We start from the raw sequence: 20,551 nt of genomic DNA, 5'->3' as shown, positions 1-20,551 counted from the left end.
GCGTGAAAAAGATTTACACATAAATGAATAATGAATAGCGTATTCCCTTCTACTTGGCTCATTAAAATAGAAATCCGGTGTAAGCGATACACCGGATTTCATTACTTAGTGAGAGATTTTTATTTTTTCCAAGTGTCATATTGAGCTTGTTTTTCTTTGATGATGTCATCTACGCCAGCAGTTTTCAAACGCTCGAGGAATTTAGGCACGGCTGTAGTCGGGTCAATCGAACCAGAGCTGATAGCCGGGATCATCTCAGTCATAACGGAAGCTACGTTGGCAACTTGCGTTTTTACAGGAGTTGGGTCAAATACAAAGCCTGATAATGGCGAAACATCTGCTGTTTGATCATTTTCAAAAACGATTGACTGAGCTTTTCTCTTCATTTCGCCAGCCGCATTTTCGGCATGATCGGCACGGTTGAATGTTGGGCTGAAGGATTGACCGATTTGCCATTCATTCCAGTTGAAATTATATTTGCCTTCAATTTGAGTGAAGTCACCTTTTTCGTTGTAGGTGTAGTCAACGTCTTTTTCTCCTAATGTAATGAGTTTGTATAGATCATCATCAGTGTTTAGCAACTCAATTAATTGCAAAGCCTTTTCAACGTTTTTTGAACCTGAATTGATAGCAATAGCTGCATTGGAGGCAGCTCCAGCTGAAATCAATGTACGAGTAGTAGATACGGATAGAGCAGGGAAATCTTTGTATTCTGTCATGGACATAGCTTGCTCTTGACCTGGAAGATCGATGCTGTCAGGCCAGCCATAGTGCATCGCAAAAACAATTTTTCCAGCTTTACGATCAGGAGTTGTATCTTTTACCGTTGCACCATCTTTGCGCACATAGCCTTTATTGAACCAGTCACGCATAATTTCTGCGTATTTAGCGAACTCAGGAGTTTCAAACTGGTTGATAACTTTGTCTGGCGCATTGAGATTGACCCAGCCAGGAGTTAGCAAATCACCTACAGGCTCCATATCCCAGTAAAGCGGCTCATTGGCAAAAAAACTATGATTAGCGCTAGTTTCAAATCCGATCATATCAGGATGCTTAGCTAACGCTTGACCAAGGAATGGTCCTACCATTTCGAGAGCTTCTATGGTTGGCTTGCCTTTAACAGCTTTCCAGTCAAACCCCGTTTCTTTAAGAACATCTTCGCGGAAGATAAAGCCACTGCGCTTGGCAACGCCCCATTGCTGATAATTGACAACTGCATAAATACGATCATTTATTTTCACACCATCCCATAGACCTTGAGGGATGCGGGAAAACGTTTCAGGCGCATGTACAGGAAGAAGGTCAGTTAAGTCAGCATACGCTCCCTTTGCAGCGTTTCCGAAGTAATTGATTCCACCCCAGAATGCAGTGAAAGCAAGATCCCAGTCGTCGCCCGAATTGATCATCAGATTCATTTTATCTGCATAAGTACTGCCGTCTACAAGTACTAAATTCAATTTGGCATTGATTTTTTCAGCAATAATTTTATTAGCTTTGTTCATGATGCGGTCAAAGTCATTGACAGGGCTGTTCGACATATAGAAGTTAAGGGTAACGAGTTCTTCTTTTTCTTTTTCCTTTTCTTTTTCAGCATTTTTAGTATCAGGTGCTGGAGTCGTAGAATCGCCGTTAGCATTTGGTGAAGCCTTTGAGCAGCCAGATAGGATCATGGTGAGAAGCAGAGTTACGCTGATCAACAACATAGAAATTCTTTTCATTGATATCCCCCTAAAAACTAATTTTATTCTCAACTAGATTCTTGTAAAATCACTCTTTTACAGCACCTATTGTTAAGCCTTTCTCGAAATACTTCTGTAGAAAAGGATACAGTAATATAATCGGACCGATGGCAAGTACACAGGTCGCCATCCGTGCTCCTTCACTAGGAAGCATACCGATGGCGGCTTCCATAGATTTAGATGCTGCTTCATTGGCTTGCAAATAGCCGATATTGTTCATTAAAGATTGCAGTAAATATTGCAATGTGTACAGCTTCGGCTTTTCGATATACAAGGCAGTGGTCGTCCAGTCATTCCAGTAGGAAATCGCTGTGAACAGACCGATAGTCGCCAGTGACGGTTTTGAAAGTGGAAGTGCAATACTGAAAAAAGTACGAATTTCACCTGAGCCGTCTATACGTGCAGACTCGAACAAGGAACTAGGAATCGATTTGAAAAAGTTTTTCATAATGAGCACGTTGATCGCTGACACAAGGAAGACGACAATGAGAACCCAGATGGTATTCTTAAGATGCAAATATCGCGTTATTAAAATGTAGGATGGAACAAGTCCGCCATTGAACAGCACGGGAAGGTACACGAATAAAGTGAGTGCATTTCGATAGGTAACTTCAGGTCGCGTCAACGAATAGGACAGCATCGAAGTAACAAGTAAATGCAGCAGCGTACCAACAACGGTTACAAAGATCGTTACTGCGTATGCATTGGCAATCGAGCCTGCTCCGCTAAATACGTATCGATAAGCTGAAATATCGAACACTTTGGGCCAAAAATTATATCCGTCGACCATAAGCGACTTTTCAGCTGTAAACGATATCGATACAACTAATAGCAGCGGAATGATACAGGCTAGTGCTGATACAATGAATATGAGATGAATCACGATCTTTGACACGTGAAAGTTTCTTGCTAAAATGAAAATCCCTCCCTTTCTCTACGCTGATCGATTAAAATAAGGCGCTGTCGGGGTCTGTTTTTTTAATAATATAGTTAGAAATCAGGACAAGAACGAGACCAATCACTGCCTGATATAGACCAATTGCAGACGACATGCCATAGTCGTTCAGCTTTTTCAGAGAGCGGAATACAAGGGTGTCTATAACATCTGTTGCACCATATAGTGCTCCTGAATCATTGGAAAGGGTATAGAATCCATTCCAGTCGCCCAATCCGCCATTGAACAACTTACCTACCCATAACAACATAAGGACGATAATTATTGGTTTCAGCAGCGGCAGTGTAACATATTTGACTTGCTGCCACTTCGAAGCGCCATCCAATTGAGCAGCTTCATAATAGTCTGTATTAATCCCCGCAATCGCTGCTACATACAATACCGAGTAGTAACCGATATTCTTCCACAGATAGGCTAAGGGAAGAATATAGTGCCAATGTGAAGGCTCACTGTACCAGTAAATAGCTTCTCCACCATATGATTCGATAACATTGTTGACAATACCTCGGTCTACACTAAGCATACCGAACACAATATACTGAACTACAATCCATGAAAGGAAAACTGGCAGCAATAAAGCACCTTTATAGGTGGCTGAGAGCTTTTTATTTTTCACTTCGCTCAATAGAATGGCCAATATTAGTGCACCGAGCGTAACGGCAACCATCTCTATGATATTGTAGAAAAGTGTATTGAACGTAACAATTCTCGCTGTTTCGGATTTAAAGAAAAATTCGAAGTTTTTGAACAGCGGATCCATCCATGCGCTTCCGAATATACCATCGCGTGCATTGTAATCTTTAAAGGCGATTATGACACCGCCCATTGGGATATAACACATGATTGCAATGAATAGAAGACCAGGTGACATCATTAAATAGAAAGGAAACTGTTTACGTACGCTGCGCAATGTTCTGTTATGAATTGGTCTTGTAGTTAGTTTCATTGAGTTCACCCCCTTCCGTGCAATTAATCTTTTACTTCCCTCATTGTATTTAGTGGTACTTTTATCCACAACAATCAAAACCATCATTCTCTTAGTTTTTCGACAGATGGCATCTCTAAAAAATAATGAAATCTACAAAGAGCTTTAATCGTTGTGATGCTAAATGGATACTTATGCTATTATGATGATAATTGTAAATACATAGAAAATCGAAGTCGTATGAACTGGGGGATCACAATGAAGCTACCGAGGATATTGGAAAAAAACAGTACGAGCTTTTTTCGCAAATCATTCTTCTCCTTTCTGATTATTACGATCCTCATCACTGTATTGCTTACTGTTTTCTTGACCATTACTTATTTACGCACGAGTATCTCGATGATTAACCGCTTCAATCATGAGCTGATTGAACATTACAATTACAGTATTACCTACCTAGATGAGACTGCAAAAAAATTAGGAAATGCACTGTACAGCGATAAAGATATCATCCAATTTATTAATATGAAGAAAAATGATGAGATCGTGGCGATTTTAGCAAGCAAGGTCATTGACAAGCACTTTCTGACACTAAAAGATATCGATAGCGTTTATCTTTACAATGCGGGGGCGGATTTGTTTTATTCTTCAAGGAGCGGTGAACGCCAATCAGCCTCTACCTTCTCAGATCAAGCGATTGTAGCGCTGCTAACCGATAAAAATTTTATAGCGGAGTATCGTGGTCGGCCTATTGTGACATCTGTAGAAGAAGCAACGCAATCGGCCGATACATGTTCCTATATATTATTTGAACCGGGGGAGACTTTATCGGGCTTGAAAAATGCTATTGTCGTCAACATTCGCACGAAAGCGCTTACGGAATCTATTCAAGCGATCAATGGCAATGACCCTGAAACGAAATCTTCTTTTTTAGTCGTTGATTCAAACGGCTCTATTCTAAGTAAGACGCTCACACCGGAGTTTGAGCATAATATGAGTGAAGTAGGCGGATTAAGCCAGCAAGTAAATGAACTTGTTGGAAGCAATAATCAGATACGAGAAATTGGGGGTATCAGCTATTTGGTATCCAGCAGTAAAAGCAACGCAAACAATTGGTACATTATGGGCCTTACTCCTGTAAAAGAAACGTTTAAGGATGTAATTAAAGCATCAATGGTGTCTGCGGGTATCGTAGTTGTTGTATTTATCATTTGCGCAATAATTTGCCTGTACTTGGCTCGCAGACTGAATCATCCGATTCAAACGATTACGAAAATTATTAACGGCGAAGCTTCTGAGAAAAACGATGTAGTCATTTCGAGAATGGAAGAATTTCAATTTATTTTGTCTGTATTCGAGTCTATGAAGGAGAGAAATCAACAGCTTGATAAAATAATCCATGAAGCAGGCTATGCGGTCAAACAAGACTTTCTTAATGCACTATTAAGTGATAGTACTACACACTCTATAGACCAAGTGCAGGAGAAACTACATGACATTAAACTGGATTATATCGCCACCAGTCAGTTGTGCATGTGTCTCATTAAAATCGATAATTACAGCCAATTTGTATCTGTAAATAGCCAGAAGGAACGATGGGCACTACGCTATGCTATTGTGAATATTGCAACAGAACTGGCAGCGGACTATGGTGTGTGCGAAATTTTCAGCAGTGAGCCCGATAAATTCGTTGTGATTATGGATTGTTCCACAGTAACCCAATATAAAGTGCTGCAGGAGAAAATAGAACGTTACTTGCTCGAGGTACACAGTAATACACTTAAGTATCTTCGTATTTCTTTATCTATGGCGTACAGCACGATGTTTCAGGGGATTGAGCATTTACCTAGCATGTACAATAATATGAAGGGCTCCATTCTGTTGAAGATGCGCTACGGACATGGTTGTATTATTACTCCTTACATGATGGATGAAATCAACACGGATAATTTTCATATACCCGTCAAGAAAGAAGAGCAGTTGGTTGAGAAAGTACTCGAGGGCAATTATGAATCTGCTGCCGCAATCTATCAAAGTATCAGTCCAAAGTTATATCAATACACTTACGACGAAATTTTGTATTGCATTGTTCATTTGATTTACAGTGTTTACTCCAGTGTGCTAAGCAAGATGCCTGCAGTAAAGGATAGCCAGGATTTAACTCTACAAAAGTTTTTGCGCGGGATTCAAAATGCAGAAGTGAGTACAGATATGGACAGCATTATGGATTCATTTTTACAGAAGCTGTGTAATAAAGTGGAGGTTCTCAGGAACACTTCCAATAGTAATGACCATCTGATCCAACGTATTGTCGCAATTGTCGAGCAAGAATATTCCAATACAGAGTTATGCCTGAGCTCTATCGCCGAAAAATTACGGTTATCATCTAACTATGTCGGCCATATATTCAAAACTGCACATGGGCAGTCTATTGCGCAGTTTATTTTCGATACGCGAATGCAAAAACTGGACGAATATATGCGCAATACGCAGCTTCCTTTAACATCCATTATTGAAAAGGTGGGACTAGAGAGGAATAATTATTTTTACACGCGATTTAAAAAGCATTTTGGCATGTCTTTGAGTGATTACAGACTGCAGCTTGGGCAAGAGATAGATCATGAAAATGATATGCCATTTCAATATTAGCATCGTTCTGAAGAGCCTGATTCCATTGCGGATATTGGGCTTTTTTTTATTAACTTGAAAGTTATCAGATAGAATTCAGAGAAAAGATATTAAATAGTAGTCGATTTGTATTACTTTTCGAAGAAATACAAACTTTTTATTATTTTCAAAATGGACGAACCTATTTAAGCTGATATTAACTAACAATAGAGATGGAGTGGAGCACAGGAATGAAAAAAATTACTGCTGTATTAATTGGAGCTGGACAAAGAGGGGGAGGTGCTTATGCTCCATATGCCTTGCAACATCCAGACGACATTCAATTCGTTGCCGTTGCGGATATCGATCCTGAGCGAAGAGAGCGATTCCAAAAAGACCATGGTGTTCTGAATGAGAATTGTTACTCGAACTGGGAGGATCTGCTTGCAGGGCCGAAGCTAGCCGATGCGATTCTCATCTGTACCCAAGATAAACTGCACTATGAGCCTGCGTTGAAAGCATTGGAGAAAGGGTACCATGTGCTCATGGAAAAGCCGATGTCACCCGATCCAAGAGAATGTATTGTCATGGGGGAATATGCTGAGAAATATAATCGGGTATTTTCGATATGTCATGTACTTAGGTATACGGACTTTTTTTCAACGATCAAGCAGATTATTACGGAGGGAAAAATCGGCAAACTCGTTTCAATTCAACATACTGAAAATGTAGAACATCGTCACCAAGCACATAGCTTTGTAAGAGGAAACTGGAGTGATTCAGAGGTTTCGAGTCCAATGATTCTGGCAAAAAGCTGCCATGACATGGATATATTACAATGGCTTGTTGATGCAGATTGTACTAAAGTTTCATCTTTCGGCTCATTAACTCATTTCCGCAAAGAAAGTGCGCCGGAAGGCGCGCCTAAGTACTGCTTAGACGGTTGCCCCGTGCAGGACAGCTGCCCTTATTATGCACCTAAAATGTATATTGAACGAGATGATTGGGTGGGTGAGGTGCTGCGCACGGTCGTTAGCAACGATACAAGTGATGAGGGAGTGCTTCGAGCACTGAAAAATGGGCCATATGGAAGATGCGTGTATCATTGCGATAACAATGTGGTCGATCATCAGGTAGTGAACATGGAATTTGCAAATGAAGTGACGGTTGCGTTCACAATGAGCGCATTTACTTATGAAGGCGGACGCTCGGTGAAGCTAATGGGCACTCATGGTCAGATAAGAGGCGATATGGAGAAGAATGTAATTGAAGTGACGAGCTTTGTTACTCGGGAGACGGAGACAATTACTTTGGATACGGACTTGGCAGGTCATGGGGGCGGTGATACAGGTATAATGAGAGATTTTGTACGTCTTGTTCGGAGTGATGGGAAGGAAGAAGGGCTTACAGGTGCAGGTGTTTCTGTAAAGAGTCATCTGATTGCTTTCGCCGCTGAAAAATCGCGTTTGGAAAGCCGAGTTATTTTGATGGTTGAATATATCAATGAATTAAAGAATAGGAAATGATTATGCTTTGACACATAGGACAACGGGTGTTGACACGTCGATGTATATCCCGGATGGTGCTCTAAAACACGGTCGTGTTCGATCTTTTGACACTGCGAAGAAGAGACAAGGATTACTTCAAAGTGTTTCTACCTCGGTCGAGAAGCTGACTCTGGACTCCGCAATGATTCATTTGGTCAACACAGATGTTGAGATGTATGATAGTGGAAATAAATCAACGGCAGTCTAGGACTCTTTTTTTTCAGTCCAAGGCTGTCGTTTTTTTGTAATTCGAGTCAGTCTAATAGGAGAGGATAGCTGTTTATCCCTTACAGGACATAGGCTTGTTGGATCAATTAAGTAGAGAGTGATTAATTATTGAAAAATATATTTTTCAGAGAATCTCAACAGTCAATTATTAGAGGAATGTATGCTTTTTTGTGTATGCAAGATCTCGCCGTTCTACTAATGTGAAATTACCGTCCACGGTAGTTGGTATCCTTTATTAATAGAGAAAAGAAAAAGGAGGGAACTTATGCATGATTGCGGTTCGGCGGATCCAAGCAAATAGGCAACGGTCATAAAAACGTCTGGAAATTGACAATAGAGGAGGAATGGTATTCATGATGAAAAAAATCAGAAAAACGACTTCCCTTGCATTGGCAACTGCCGTGATCTTTACATCATTTTCGTTTGGCTTTCTGAGCACGAACGTATACGCGCAGCAAACGGCGGGCAATGCTCCGTTTATGAACTCGTGGCTGGTCTCCGGTCCATTCGATTCGCCCGTAGCGGATCAAATCTATGCATGCGATGCGGGGGAAATCGTAAATTTAGCGCCGCAGGCATCGGAAGTTACGGCATCCGCAGCTCTTGCAGCGAATCCTGTCTCCAATTTAGTTGACGGGAGTACAAAAAATCAGTGGGTTACGGAAAACGATTCCAGTCCGTGGGTGAATTTGAAGTGGAGTGAACCTATTGCAATCAACGAAGTTAAATTAACGCAATGGGGCGACTCGCGTCACATTAACAATTGGTATCATCTTACTTTCACTCTTGAAGACGGAAGCAAAGTAGAATCCGGAAAGATTGACAGCACGTCTCCAAGCTCATCGGAACCGACCATATATACCATGCAGACTGCGTTAAAAAATGTAGTTGAAATGAAGGTTGAAGTCGACAAAGGACGTACGCCGTATCCTTCGATAACGGGCATATCGGAAATAGAGGTCTATAACAAGCCTAAGAGTGAATCCGGTACGGGCAATTCTGTAATCGCTCCCAAAGTAGGAGATTCGTTAGGCTCAGCAAGTGAAAATAATAAATGGGAATATTTTGATGATCGCATTTATAACCGCAACTACGATGATTATCAAGATTTATACGGTTATTATACGGTCAAAAAAGGGGTCGACACGAGAAACAAATATGTGTACGCCCACTCCTATGTTTATAGTCCGACTGAACAACAAGCCTATTTTAATGTAGGCGCCAGCGGTTCGTATCGGCTCTATGTAAATGATGCATGCGTTACCACGCCGACCACCCCGGTGGAAGTGCAGAAGGATTTGACAAAACAAGCGATCCAATTGAAACAGGGTTGGAATAAACTGATGATTCAAATCAAACATACCTACACAGAAGATGTGAATGCCAACAATGTTCCGGTAGGAAAGGATCAGAACGTGGCTTATCTCGGGTTTTATGGCCGAGTCGCGGATCAAAATGGCAATAAAATAAGCGGACTAATCCAATCGGTCGAAGGCGAAGCTGCATCTTTAAAAATTGTCACGCAAGGCCTTTCAACCGAGGATGAGCTGGAAGCCGCACTTCCAACTCATAATATGCCGATTGGTTACAAGGAATGGCCTTATGTATGGAATAAATCGACTTCCGCTAAGCAACACGGCGTCGCGGCATCGGCATTTCAATTTATGGCGAGCGGTGGGAAGCCCGGTTATACGTGGACGATCGTAGACGGCAAACTGCCTGACGGCTTGGAATTAAATGCAGATGGAACCATTGCAGATGGATTAGTAAATGGAAATGTCGACTTAAGTAGCAGGAAAGGTATCATCGATATTAATACTAAACCAGGTGATTATAACTTTACTGTACAAGTAAAGGATTTAGATGGAAATACAACTAGTAAGGATATGACCATTACAGTAAAGGAACGTCCTAACAAATGGTTTGAAGAAGGGCGTGTGGGTGCTTTAACTCATGCTTTCCCGTCGTACAGCAATTTTGTGGACCCGAATTTCTCGATTGATCTATGGGCAGAAAGAGCAAAGCGTCAAGGACATTCATTAGTTTCGATTGAATCGCTGCAACAAATTTATACTTGGCCGTCTAAATTTGCAGATCCGAAACATCCTCGGCATGAGCATTTACCCAAGGATGAAAACGGCAAGCTCTTCGACACCATTAAGCCTTTTGAGGAGGCAGTCAAACGCCATGGCATGAAGTTCGGTATCTATTACGCAACCGAAGGCGGAGGGCTGCAGCATAATTCTACGGATGTGTTTATGCAGAATGTGGAGGACCTCATATTGCGTTATGATCCGTCCTACCTTTATTTTGACGGTCCTCAAGCTATGCGCAGCGCCAATTATGATGTAATGTACAGCAACATCCGCAATTATAGCGATGAAATTATCGTCAATTCCAATGCTTGGGGCGAGGAGTTTGGAGACCCGGATCTAAGAACGGCGGAAGCGGATGGCATTTACCACAATGCCGGGGCGAATCATCTGTTGAAGCGGACGCCGATGGAACCGTGGAAACTGATTCGGACGAAAAACGCGCTGTCTCCCTATTACGGCAAACGCGACGATTTCCGGCAAGTGGCCAAAGAAATGATGATGAATGCAGGCAGAGGCTACGTAGACAATAATGATCAGACGCCTGTAGACAGCCGGGGGCCTTTCTGGGATTCTGTTCAGGATATAGCAACAAGGTATCCGAAAGCAGAGCAGGAATTCATAGATGTGAGAGAAGCAATGATCGCATGGTTTACGCCTGCAGGCAAACCGGAGAGGCACGAATCCACGACAGGGACAACGCCCTATTTCCTCAGAGGCTATGGCTTCGCAGATGATGGAAAAGGAAACTATGAGAAATTTGCTTTTCCTAACAGCACAACAGGCCCGCAATGGGGATATGCGACTTATCGGGATAACAATATCTACCTTCATATTATGAAAGGTCCCGACAGCAAAAAAGGATTCGATGCGATTGCGGATAGATCTTTGACTATTGGTCCGATCAAGGATAACGTAACATCGGTAACATGGTTAAACGAAAATAGTCCAATCCCATCATTTACACAAAGCGGGGACAGCCTGACCATTGATCTGGCGGGCGTACAGGAGGATCCGATCGATACGATCATCAAAATTGTAACGGACAATTCCGCTCGCAAATATACACTTACGAATGTTAATGCGACGGGCGAGCAGTTATCGCCTTCGTCACTCCAAATCAACGCCGAGGGATATATGACCTTCCCAGCGCTTAAAGTCAAGCTTTCCGGTTTAACTTACCAAAGCGGGAATGCTGACATAGCGGCAGTCAATAATAATGGAACCGTGACTCCGGTATCGAATGGAACAACAACCATTACCGTAAGCGGTACTTATGAGGGAGTTAAGAAACAGGATACATTGAAGGTAACTGCAAGAGACGGCAAAATTTATGTGGGTGAAAGTATGATTGGGGCAACATTGCTTGTCAATGGTAAGGAGGCATTCGGTGAATTCAACACATTAGAAACACTCCGCTATCAGATTGAGGGCAGGTCAGCGAAAGGCGGAGCCATCGGATTGGATGCCGCACAAATTGTATGGCACGGCGGCATCGTTGACGTGCAGGCGGGGGATAAATATAAACCAGTTGCGATCAAAGAAATAAGTACTTTTACTTTCAACAAAAATGTAATGATCACGCCGTATGTCGATCAACTAATGAAGGGTGTTGTTTGGGCGGATGTCACGTTAGACGGGAAGACATTTACGACCAATAAAGTGTTCATGGATGTGCTTCCTTATACCAATCTTGCGAAGTCTGCCGAGATTACAGCGAGCCATAATCAAGCTGCGGTAGAACATTTAGCGGATGGCAAAACTATCGACGGCATTCATTTTGATCAAGCAAAATGGTCCGTTGCAGCAGAGGAAAAGGCATGGATTCAATTTCAGCTGCCGACCAAGTCCGAGATTGCAAACATCAATATCAATTTTAATTCATTAGATCAAAGATATATCAATACGCCGAAATCGATTAACATCCAAACGAGCGAGGATGGTACGGCTTGGAACGATGTCAGCACCGTTAATGGTCCGACGGGGAATGCTTATTTTGGATTCTATAATCAATATCCAGTAAACACTTCGGCGCAATATGTCAGATTCGCATTCGAGGGCGGCTCAAACGGATCGACGATGGATTTGTTAGAAGTGGCTGTGAATGGACTTGATAAGTCCAATTTGTTCGATAGCTTCGAATATGAGTTCAAACCAGTGAACGCGACGACAGGGAAATATGACATTAAAGCTTACACTGGCGCGGGCGAGCAAATCGATGGAAATGCTGAGGTTGTGGTGACAAGTGAAAATCAGGATGTCATTGCGGTGAATGAATCCAACCTGATAACGGCTGTTTCCGAAGGTATGGCCAAATTGAATATTAAGGTAATGATTGGCGGACGCTCACTGGAGAAAGTGGCATATTTATTCGTTGATAAGTCAGGACATCTCTATATTCGTTCTTATTTGAACAAAGTTAGCGTTACGTTGAATAAAACGACTATTAAACCTAACGAACCGATCGTTGCAGCTATTGAAGGTTTGTTAGACACGGAAGAAAAAGGTGATTTATCAAGAGCTGTAGTCGAATATCTGTTTAGTGATTCGAGATTGGAGGTTGTTCCGGGCAGCAATACGATTGTGGTAAAAGGAGCTGTCAACAAAACGTTCCAATCGACTGTGAAAGCAAGAGTAACGCTGGATGGAGTGATTGTGGAGTCAAATCAGCAAAGCATTACTGCTGTAGCCGCAAATATAGCCAACATCGCCACCGTATCTGTATCCTCTGTAAGAGATAGAAATGGCGTCCCTGATGGAAACAATCAGGACGATCGCTATTTTGGAATTAAAGCGATTGACGGTGATAAAGGAACTACATGGGCAGCGAAAGCTGCGGATAAAAACCCATGGATAAAACTTCAATTCCCTAGTCCTATGGAAATTAGCCATATTAATCTGGTTGATAGAGGACACGATGTGAACCAAATTGTTGAAGGACTCCTTGAGTGGGAGGGCGGCAGCCTAAAGGTAACGGGAATCAAATGGCAAGGCCAACCGGATAACATCGTGACATTCGATACTCCGATAACGACAAGTTGGATTAAGTTTACCATCGATCCGGAAAATAAATACAACAATCCAAGCGGTGCAGAATGCGGACTGGCAGAATTTGAAGTATACGAAGCTCAGAAACCATTCGTAAAAACGATTGTAGATTACAAATCGGTTGCCGTAGATACGGACGAAGGCGTAATTCCCGCACTTCCCGCACAGGTTGAAGCCGTGTACAACGACGGAACGACTGGACTCGCGGAAGTTGTGTGGTCCCCAATTACGGCAGAAATGGTAGCCCAAGCGGGCGTGATTACCGTTAAAGGAATGGTAGAAGGATCATCGGCGGAACCAAAAGCTACGATTAGAGTAGCTGAGGTTCAACAATTGTTTACGCTCAGCCTGAACAAACCGTCCTACAGCCTGACCGTAGGCGATACGCATCAAACGGTCGTCACATCGACATACAGCGAATCCGGCGTCGTGAAGGATGTCACCTCGCTAGCCGTATTCACGACAGAGGACTGGAAGATTGCCACTGTAGATAACAAAGGAATGGTGACGGGAGTAGGGGAAGGAAGCACGACATTGAGCGCAACTTACGGCGGAAAAACGGTAACGGCGCAGGTTCATGTGACAAAGAGCGGTGAGCAGCAAACAGCCGTGAGGCTTACTGGACCGTCTTCGGTCATGAAGGGCGAGCCGTTCTCGGTGAGCTATGGTCTGAAGGAAGTGCAAAATCCGGTGCTGGGCCAGGATGTGCTGCTCCAGTATGACTCCAGTCTCTATGAATTCAAAGAGGCGGTTGCCATTCATGAGGGAATTAGTGTCTATGTACAGGAGATGCCTGCTCCTGGACAAATACGTTTGCTAGTCGCTAGTCTTGGGATGGACAATGCGATCAAGGGTGATGAAGAAATCGTAGAGCTGAAATTTATAGCTAAGCAAGTCTCGAAGAACGCAAGCGGGTCGATATCGGTTACAAGCGCCGCTTTAGGCGACGCGGAAGGAAACGAGAGTGGGGCGATTCCGGCGTCCATACGCGTAGAAGTGACGGCGGTTCCTGTATTGCCAGGAGACTCGAACAACGATAACAAGTACTCGATCGCTGATCTTGCCATCGCAGCGGCTCATTATGGCATGGATGACAAGCACCCAGATTGGAATCAGTTCAAGTCCGCAGACTTCGATCGCAATGGCGTTATCGATATTCTGGATCTTGCGGCGATTGCTAGAAAAATTTTGGAATGACCAAGGGAATCGCATCCAAAACCTGTAACGAAGATTCATAGACGCTAACCGTGCAACCATCCGCCTGGTCATCATGCAGAGCGGGTGGTTGTTTCTCATGCGATGCCGAAATCGTAACTTAGCGAATATCAAAGGCTTTTTCATACGCTAGGATTGAAAATATTAAAATCTTAATGAAAAAAGTTCATTTTGGAGATCTGCTGTCGTTAATTTTTAGAGGAATACCTCCTTTTTTTTGTATTCAAGATGAATCAGATCCATTAGTGTTGAGTTGCAATCCACAGGAATTCATTTTTTTTGATCGCGGAGGATGATGCTTATCGGGGGTTAGCTGCACAAATTCTTAATTACATAAGGAGTGTGATAGAAAGGAGATATACTTTGTATTCATTTCTGCGTTGTGAATAGATAAGTTTTCGTGAAAGCGGTATCATGTCGGACCAAACGACTAATAAAGAGTCTGTTTCTAAAAAACTTTAATGGAGGAATAATCCAGTGAGAAAAAAACTGAAACGATTTTCTTCTTTATTATTAGCAACCACTATAATGGTTTCATCGTTCACGTATATGAATACAAATCAAGTGGACGCGGCTCGAACGAACGGAACCGCGCCTTACTTGAACCAATGGGCGGTTTCCGGTCCTTTTACCAACGAGCAGCCTCTTGGAAACATCGTTCCTGTCATTGGCGAGTCTTTTGTCGATCCGAACAGCTCGGAAACATCTACCTGGCAATATTTCGATGATCGTATCTTCAACCGCAACTATGATGATTACAATGACCTAATGGGTTATTTTGATGTCAAGCAGGGACAGGACACAGTCAACAAGTGGGTTGTTGCAGGGACCTATGTTTACAGCCCCAAAGCGCAAACGGTTCAGTGGCAGGTTGGTGGTTCGGGTGTGTATAAACTATTCGCCAACGAAACGCTTAGTGGACAACAAACCCAAGCCGCATCTCGTGTGAACAAGAACGGCACCAAATATCCAATTGCTTTAAAACAAGGTTGGAACAAGCTTCTCATTGAAATTCAGCACAAAAACCCCAGTACGAACAAGAATTTCCTCGGTTTTTACACAAGACTCTCCGACAACAACGGAAATGAAATTTTAGGTCTCACCTATTCCGTAACGGGACCAAACGTAACAGACAACCAACTGAAAATTGTGACACAGGGCCTTGCTATTGATAAAACTGCATTTGATGACCGCAATGCAAATGTTCCGGCAAACGACTATCCGTCAAACACACTACCATACGCTTACGATGAAAATCCATATGTATGGATGGCTGGGAAAATTGACGACAAACTGAATACATCATCTGATGCCCCGCAGGCATCTCCCTTTGCATTCCAGGCTGCGGGTGGAAATCCCGGCTACACCTGGGAAATTGCCGATGGTCAGTTGCCGCCCGGTCTGACATTAGCAGAAGGCGGTCACATTGAAGGTAAGGTTGCAGACGGCGCTCAAGGCACATCACAGAAGGATTACACCTTCACAGTGAAGGCGACGGACGCTCAAGGTTCTATTGCAACGCAGCAATATACGATAACGGTCAAGGAAAACCCGGTGGATTGGTTTATTGAGGGCAAGATGTCAGCGCTGTCACACACTACAGGCACCTATCCGAACCTTTATGACCCAAACTATAACTTTGACGCGTGGGCACAGGCAGCTAAAGAATTGGGAATGACCATGCTTTCGACAGAAACCGTGCAAAACACCATTTACTACTGGCCGTCACCCAACGCAAACTTAACTCCAAGCGACAGTAACAAAATGTATAAATACAACGCTTTGTACAAATCTGATGACGACAACTGGCATGTCAAAGACAGAGTGATGCAGGCAAAGCAGGCTGCAGAGCGTTACGGCATGAAGTTCGGTGTGTACTTGTCGTCACAGTACGAAGGTAGAGACATTATAGAAAGTGATATCCAAGGGTTGGTAGCAAGATACAACCCTTGGTATGTCTTTGCCGATGGTAATCCTCAGGGCACTGGCAATGTTGACGTGGCGTGGAGCTCTGCACGCAACTATAACGACCGTGTATTAATTAATGCAAACCCTGATGCACAAACCGGTGACCAAGATATTACCCTTCACGAGCGTCCATTCTGGCACAGTGAACCTTACACCAACGGTGGCTGGATAAACGGTATTTTGCCACAAACGAAAAAAGTTGCCCATGAGGAATGGAACGATCCATTTACAACTGCACTCGATATCTGGGCCCAATACGCAAAAGGCAACGAACGAGACAATTGGATTGAGTTAACAAAGGAAATCTTGAACCAATATGGACACGGTTATGTCATGAATTATGACCAGTCCATTGGTAGAACCCGCGGTATGGATAACCTGTTTAGTAATTTGGATAACGCAAATATCTTCTCAATGGTGCCTATTGAATCACAGAATGCGCTAGGTATGCGCAGCTCCATTGCAAAATGGATGGCAAATGCCGGCAGTCCGGACCTGCGGGAGTCCATGTCCGGCACCTTGCCATATACGATGGATTACACCATTAAATCAGGCTGGCATACCGACCCGCAGAAGGCTATCTCCCACGGTCAGGGTCCTGATTGGGGTTACGCTATGTCCCGTGACCAGTATGTCTATATGCACATGATTAAAAACCTAATTTCCGGCGTGAGCAAGACCGGATTTACCGGCCAAGCCTCGATGAGCGGAATTGGCCCCTTCGATTACCCGGTTGACAAGGTCGAGTGGCTGAACAAGGGTGTTTCACTGCCATTCACGACGCAAGAAAAGAATAATAAATATTACATTACAATTGATACATCACAAGTTGTTGCAGACCCTATTGATACAATCATAAAAATTACAACAAAAAACGCTGCAAGAAAATACAAAATGACAAGCGTTAAATTGTTCAGCAGCCAAACGGAATCAAACAAATTGAAACTTAGAGCAGAGAGCTATATGAATAACTACAGCAATTTATTCGCGGCCGCTACACTTCACTACACAAGCGACAAGACAAGCGTAGCAACTGTAGACCAGGCCACAGGTTTGGTAACAGCTGTCGGTGACGGTACAGCTACCATCACAGTTACGGCAACCTATGATGATGGTGTGAACGCTCCTCAGGTTAAGACCGATACCTATCCTGTAAAGGTATCGGGAGGTGCGATTTCAGCTGCACTTCCGCTTGTTGGTGTGAATATGCTCACAGAAGGCGCTTTATTCTGGGGTCAATTCTCCACCAATCAAGACCTTGCTGTGACATTCCAGGGCTTTACAGAAAAGGGCGGTACGGTTGATATTCTGGGCGGCACAACTATCAAGTACCATTATGCAACCGTTGACGGTAAACGCGATAACTCTACAGGTAAAATCATAGTAACTGAAGTGCCGGCCGATCAAGTACCGTTCATTGTGAATGGCAACACCATGCAATTTACAGGTAAAATTTCTACTCCTACGATGTACAGCTACTGGGCTGACATCACTGTAGACGGAAAGACTTATACATCGACGCGTAACTACATTACACTTATCCCGGATGCAAACGTCGCAGCTGGAATTATACCGACAGTTACAAGCGACAGCGGTAACGCCGGAACATTATCTGATGGCATACTCAACGATTCCACCGGCGGCAATCTCTCAAAATGGGTAGCGCCGGCAAGCGACGCAAATCCAAGCATCACGTATGATTTGGGCAAACTGCAAAAGCTTAACCGCGTTAATATCTTCTTCAACCACCATATGCCAAATGCCGACAACGTTACTTACTACAACGTGCCGAACAAGGTAAAGATTGAGTATAGCGTTGACGGAACAAATTGGATAGCAGGCAATGAAACTAATACATTGTCTGGCGGTGGATTGCCGACATCGAGAAATACACTGGCCGTTCCAAAAAGCAATACAACCTTGTATGCTTGGGAGCAAGAGGGCTTGTATTACAACTATCCGCTTGATCCGAGCAAACCCGACGCACAGGGGCGTTTTGTAAGAGTATCCTTTCCAGGCGGCGGTCAAGGAGGAAGCCCGATTGATGTGCTGGAGGTTAAGGTATTCTCATCAGGAGATTTAACAGCACTTGGGAACATTAAGCTTGCACCGAAGGTCGGTGTGGATAACAAAACGGTAACGGTTAATGTAGAAGGTTTTTCCTTCTTAGGAGAACCTCTGGACCTTACCGATGCAAAAATTACGATCACAAGTGAAAACCCCTCCGTTGCAGCTGTTGGCGCAGATGGGGTGATTACAGCCGTGGCAGAAGGCAAGGCGAAGATCAATGTAACCGCAAGGCTTGGCAGCAATAGCGCTAGCGATTTCTTCTATGTGGATGTTGACGCTGACGGTAACATACATTCAGCTCCTTTTCTGAGAGAAGTGAAGCTATCTCTAAATAACAGCTCCATAAGATTGAATGAACCGATTATAGGGACTTTAGAGGGAAGGTTAAACACGGGTACACAGGCTGATTTATCTAGGGCTGTAGTCGAATATCAATTCAGCGATGGAAGGTTGTCCGTTGTCGAAGGCAGCAATACGATCGTTGTGAAGGGTGATATCGGCAATGGATTTAAAGCGAATGTTACTGTTAAGGTCACATTGGATGGGATAACTCAAATTAGCAGCCCTATGGCAATTACTGCGGTCGGCGAGAATTTAGCTCGGTCAGCCAAGGTCTCAGTCGTGTCGGTCAGATTCGATGATGCCCGGTACGTGGGCACGAAAGCGATCGACGGCGACAAATCGACAAGCTGGGCGTCATCTCCAAGCGACAACACCAAGGCTCCATGGATTCGATTGGAATTTGATGCTCCGTACACAATCGGTAAGGTGAATCTAGTTGACCGCGGTCACAAAATCAATGAGATCGGGGAAGGGGTTCTGGAATGGGAAGGCGGCAGCCGGAAGGTTCAGAATATAAAGTGGGACGGCAAACCCGATAACGTAGTCATCTTTGACGAGCCGATTTTGACGAGCTGGATTAAATTCACAATAGACCCGGACAATAAATATTCGAACTCATCCCCTGCTGAACAGGGTGAGCTAGGACTTACAGAATTTGAAGTATTCGCTGCAGAGGCACCATTCGAAAAAACAATCGTGGATTATAAATCGGTTGCCGTAGATACGGATCAAGGCGTAATTCCCACACTTCCCGCACAGGTTGAAGCCGTGTACAACGACGGAACGACTGGACTCGCGGATGTTGTGTGGTCACCAATTACGGCAGAAATGGTAGCCCAAGCGGGCGTGATTACCGTTAAAGGAACGGTAGAAGGATCATCGGTGGAACCAAAAGCTACGATTAGAGTAGCTGAGGTTCAACAATTGTTTACGCTCAGCCTGAACAAACCGTCCTACAGCCTGACCGTAGGCGATACGCACCAAACGGTCGTCACATCGACATACAGCGAATCCGGAGTGGTGAAGGATGTCACCTCACTAGCCATATTCACGACAGAGGACCGGAAGATTGCCACTGTAGATAACAAAGGAATGGTGACCGGGGTAGGGGAAGGAAGCACGACGTTGAGCGCAACTTATGGCGGAAAAACGGTGACGGCGCAGGTTCATGTGACAAAGCGTGACGAGCAGCAAACAGCTGTGAAGCTTTCTGGACCGTCTTCCGTTATGAAGGGCGAGCCGTTCTCGTTGAAATATGGTCTGAAGGAAGTACAAAATCCGGTGCTGGGTCAGGATGTGCTGCTCCAGTATGACTCCAGTCTCTATGAATTCAAAGAGGCGGTTGCCATTCATGAAGGAATTAGTGTCTATGTACAGGAGATACCAGCTCCTGGACAAATACGTTTGCTAGTCGCTAGTCTTGGAATGGACAATGCGATCAAGGGTGATGCAGAAATCGTAGAGCTGAAATTTATAGCTAAGCAAGTCTCGCAGAACGCAAGCGGGTCGATATCGGTAACAAGCGCCGTTTTAGGCGACGCGGAAGGAAATGAAAGTCTAGCAATTCCAGCGTCTGTACACGTTGAGGTAATGACGGTTCCTGTATTGCCAGGAGACTCGAACAACGATAACAAGTACTCGATCGCCGATCTCGCTATCGCAGCGGCTCATTATGGTATGGATGAAAAGCACCCAGATTGGAATCAGTTCAAGTCCGCAGACTTTGACCGTAATGGCGTTATCGATATTCTGGATCTTGCGGCGATTGCTAGAAAGATTTTGGAATGACCTTTATAAACCTAGAAAGGAAGATT

Annotated in this window: 8 protein-coding genes; 5 read left to right on the top strand and 3 right to left on the bottom strand. The window is 43.8% G+C overall.

The window, feature by feature from the left end; translation table 11 throughout:
- Positions 1–119 precede the first annotated feature (119 nt).
- The 3 genes from BK120_RS08745 to BK120_RS08735 are packed head-to-tail and all read right to left on the bottom strand — an operon-like array spanning position 120 to position 3,640.
- Positions 120–1,718, bottom strand: coding sequence for an ABC transporter substrate-binding protein (locus BK120_RS08745; protein ID WP_076267122.1), 1,599 nt, complete (start codon positions 1,716–1,718; stop codon positions 120–122).
- 49 nt (positions 1,719–1,767) lie between these two features.
- Positions 1,768–2,634: a carbohydrate ABC transporter permease gene (locus tag BK120_RS08740; protein ID WP_256710832.1), complete on the bottom strand. Its 867-nt coding sequence runs from the start codon at positions 2,632–2,634 to the stop codon at positions 1,768–1,770.
- 52 nt (positions 2,635–2,686) lie between these two features.
- Positions 2,687–3,640 carry an ABC transporter permease gene (locus BK120_RS08735; RefSeq protein WP_076267120.1) on the bottom strand — a complete coding sequence of 318 codons (954 nt, stop codon included), beginning with the start codon at positions 3,638–3,640 and terminating at the stop codon, positions 2,687–2,689.
- A gap of 237 nt (positions 3,641–3,877) precedes the next feature.
- Between BK120_RS08735 and BK120_RS08730 the strand changes: the two genes are divergently transcribed.
- The 5 genes from BK120_RS08730 (at position 3,878) to BK120_RS08710 (ending at position 20,525) form a co-directional block, all read left to right on the top strand.
- On the top strand, positions 3,878–6,268 hold the full coding sequence (locus BK120_RS08730) for an AraC family transcriptional regulator (protein ID WP_076267119.1): 2,391 nt from the start codon (positions 3,878–3,880) through the stop codon (positions 6,266–6,268).
- A 209-nt stretch (positions 6,269–6,477) separates the two neighbouring features.
- Entirely contained in the window at positions 6,478–7,752 is a 1,275-nt protein-coding gene (locus BK120_RS08725) for a Gfo/Idh/MocA family protein (protein ID WP_076267118.1), read from the top strand.
- Between the two features lie 7 nt (positions 7,753–7,759).
- A complete protein-coding gene (locus BK120_RS08720) occupies positions 7,760–7,981 on the top strand; it encodes a hypothetical protein (protein WP_144376715.1) in 222 nt (73 codons plus the stop codon).
- 373 nt (positions 7,982–8,354) lie between these two features.
- A complete protein-coding gene (locus tag BK120_RS08715) occupies positions 8,355–14,339 on the top strand; it encodes a DUF7402 domain-containing protein (RefSeq protein ID WP_076267116.1) in 5,985 nt (1,994 codons plus the stop codon).
- Between the two features lie 495 nt (positions 14,340–14,834).
- Positions 14,835–20,525 (top strand): Ig-like domain-containing protein, encoded by a 5,691-nt coding sequence (locus BK120_RS08710; RefSeq protein WP_076267115.1) that lies wholly within the window; start codon positions 14,835–14,837, stop codon positions 20,523–20,525.
- Positions 20,526–20,551: the final 26 nt, after the last annotated feature.

The organism is Paenibacillus sp. FSL A5-0031 (assembly GCF_001956295.1).
GTDB lineage: Bacteria > Bacillota > Bacilli > Paenibacillales > Paenibacillaceae > Pristimantibacillus.
This window is presented reverse-complemented; position numbering and strand designations above follow the sequence as displayed.

Coding starts and splice junctions, on each gene's coding strand:
- BK120_RS08735 (WP_076267120.1), bottom strand. CDS start 3,640: ATGAAACTAACTACAAGACCAATTCATAACAGAACATTGCGCAGCGTA.
- BK120_RS08745 (WP_076267122.1), bottom strand. CDS start 1,718: ATGAAAAGAATTTCTATGTTGTTGATCAGCGTAACTCTGCTTCTCACC.
- BK120_RS08725 (WP_076267118.1), top strand. CDS start 6,478: ATGAAAAAAATTACTGCTGTATTAATTGGAGCTGGACAAAGAGGGGGA.
- BK120_RS08730 (WP_076267119.1), top strand. CDS start 3,878: ATGAAGCTACCGAGGATATTGGAAAAAAACAGTACGAGCTTTTTTCGC.
- BK120_RS08715 (WP_076267116.1), top strand. CDS start 8,355: ATGATGAAAAAAATCAGAAAAACGACTTCCCTTGCATTGGCAACTGCC.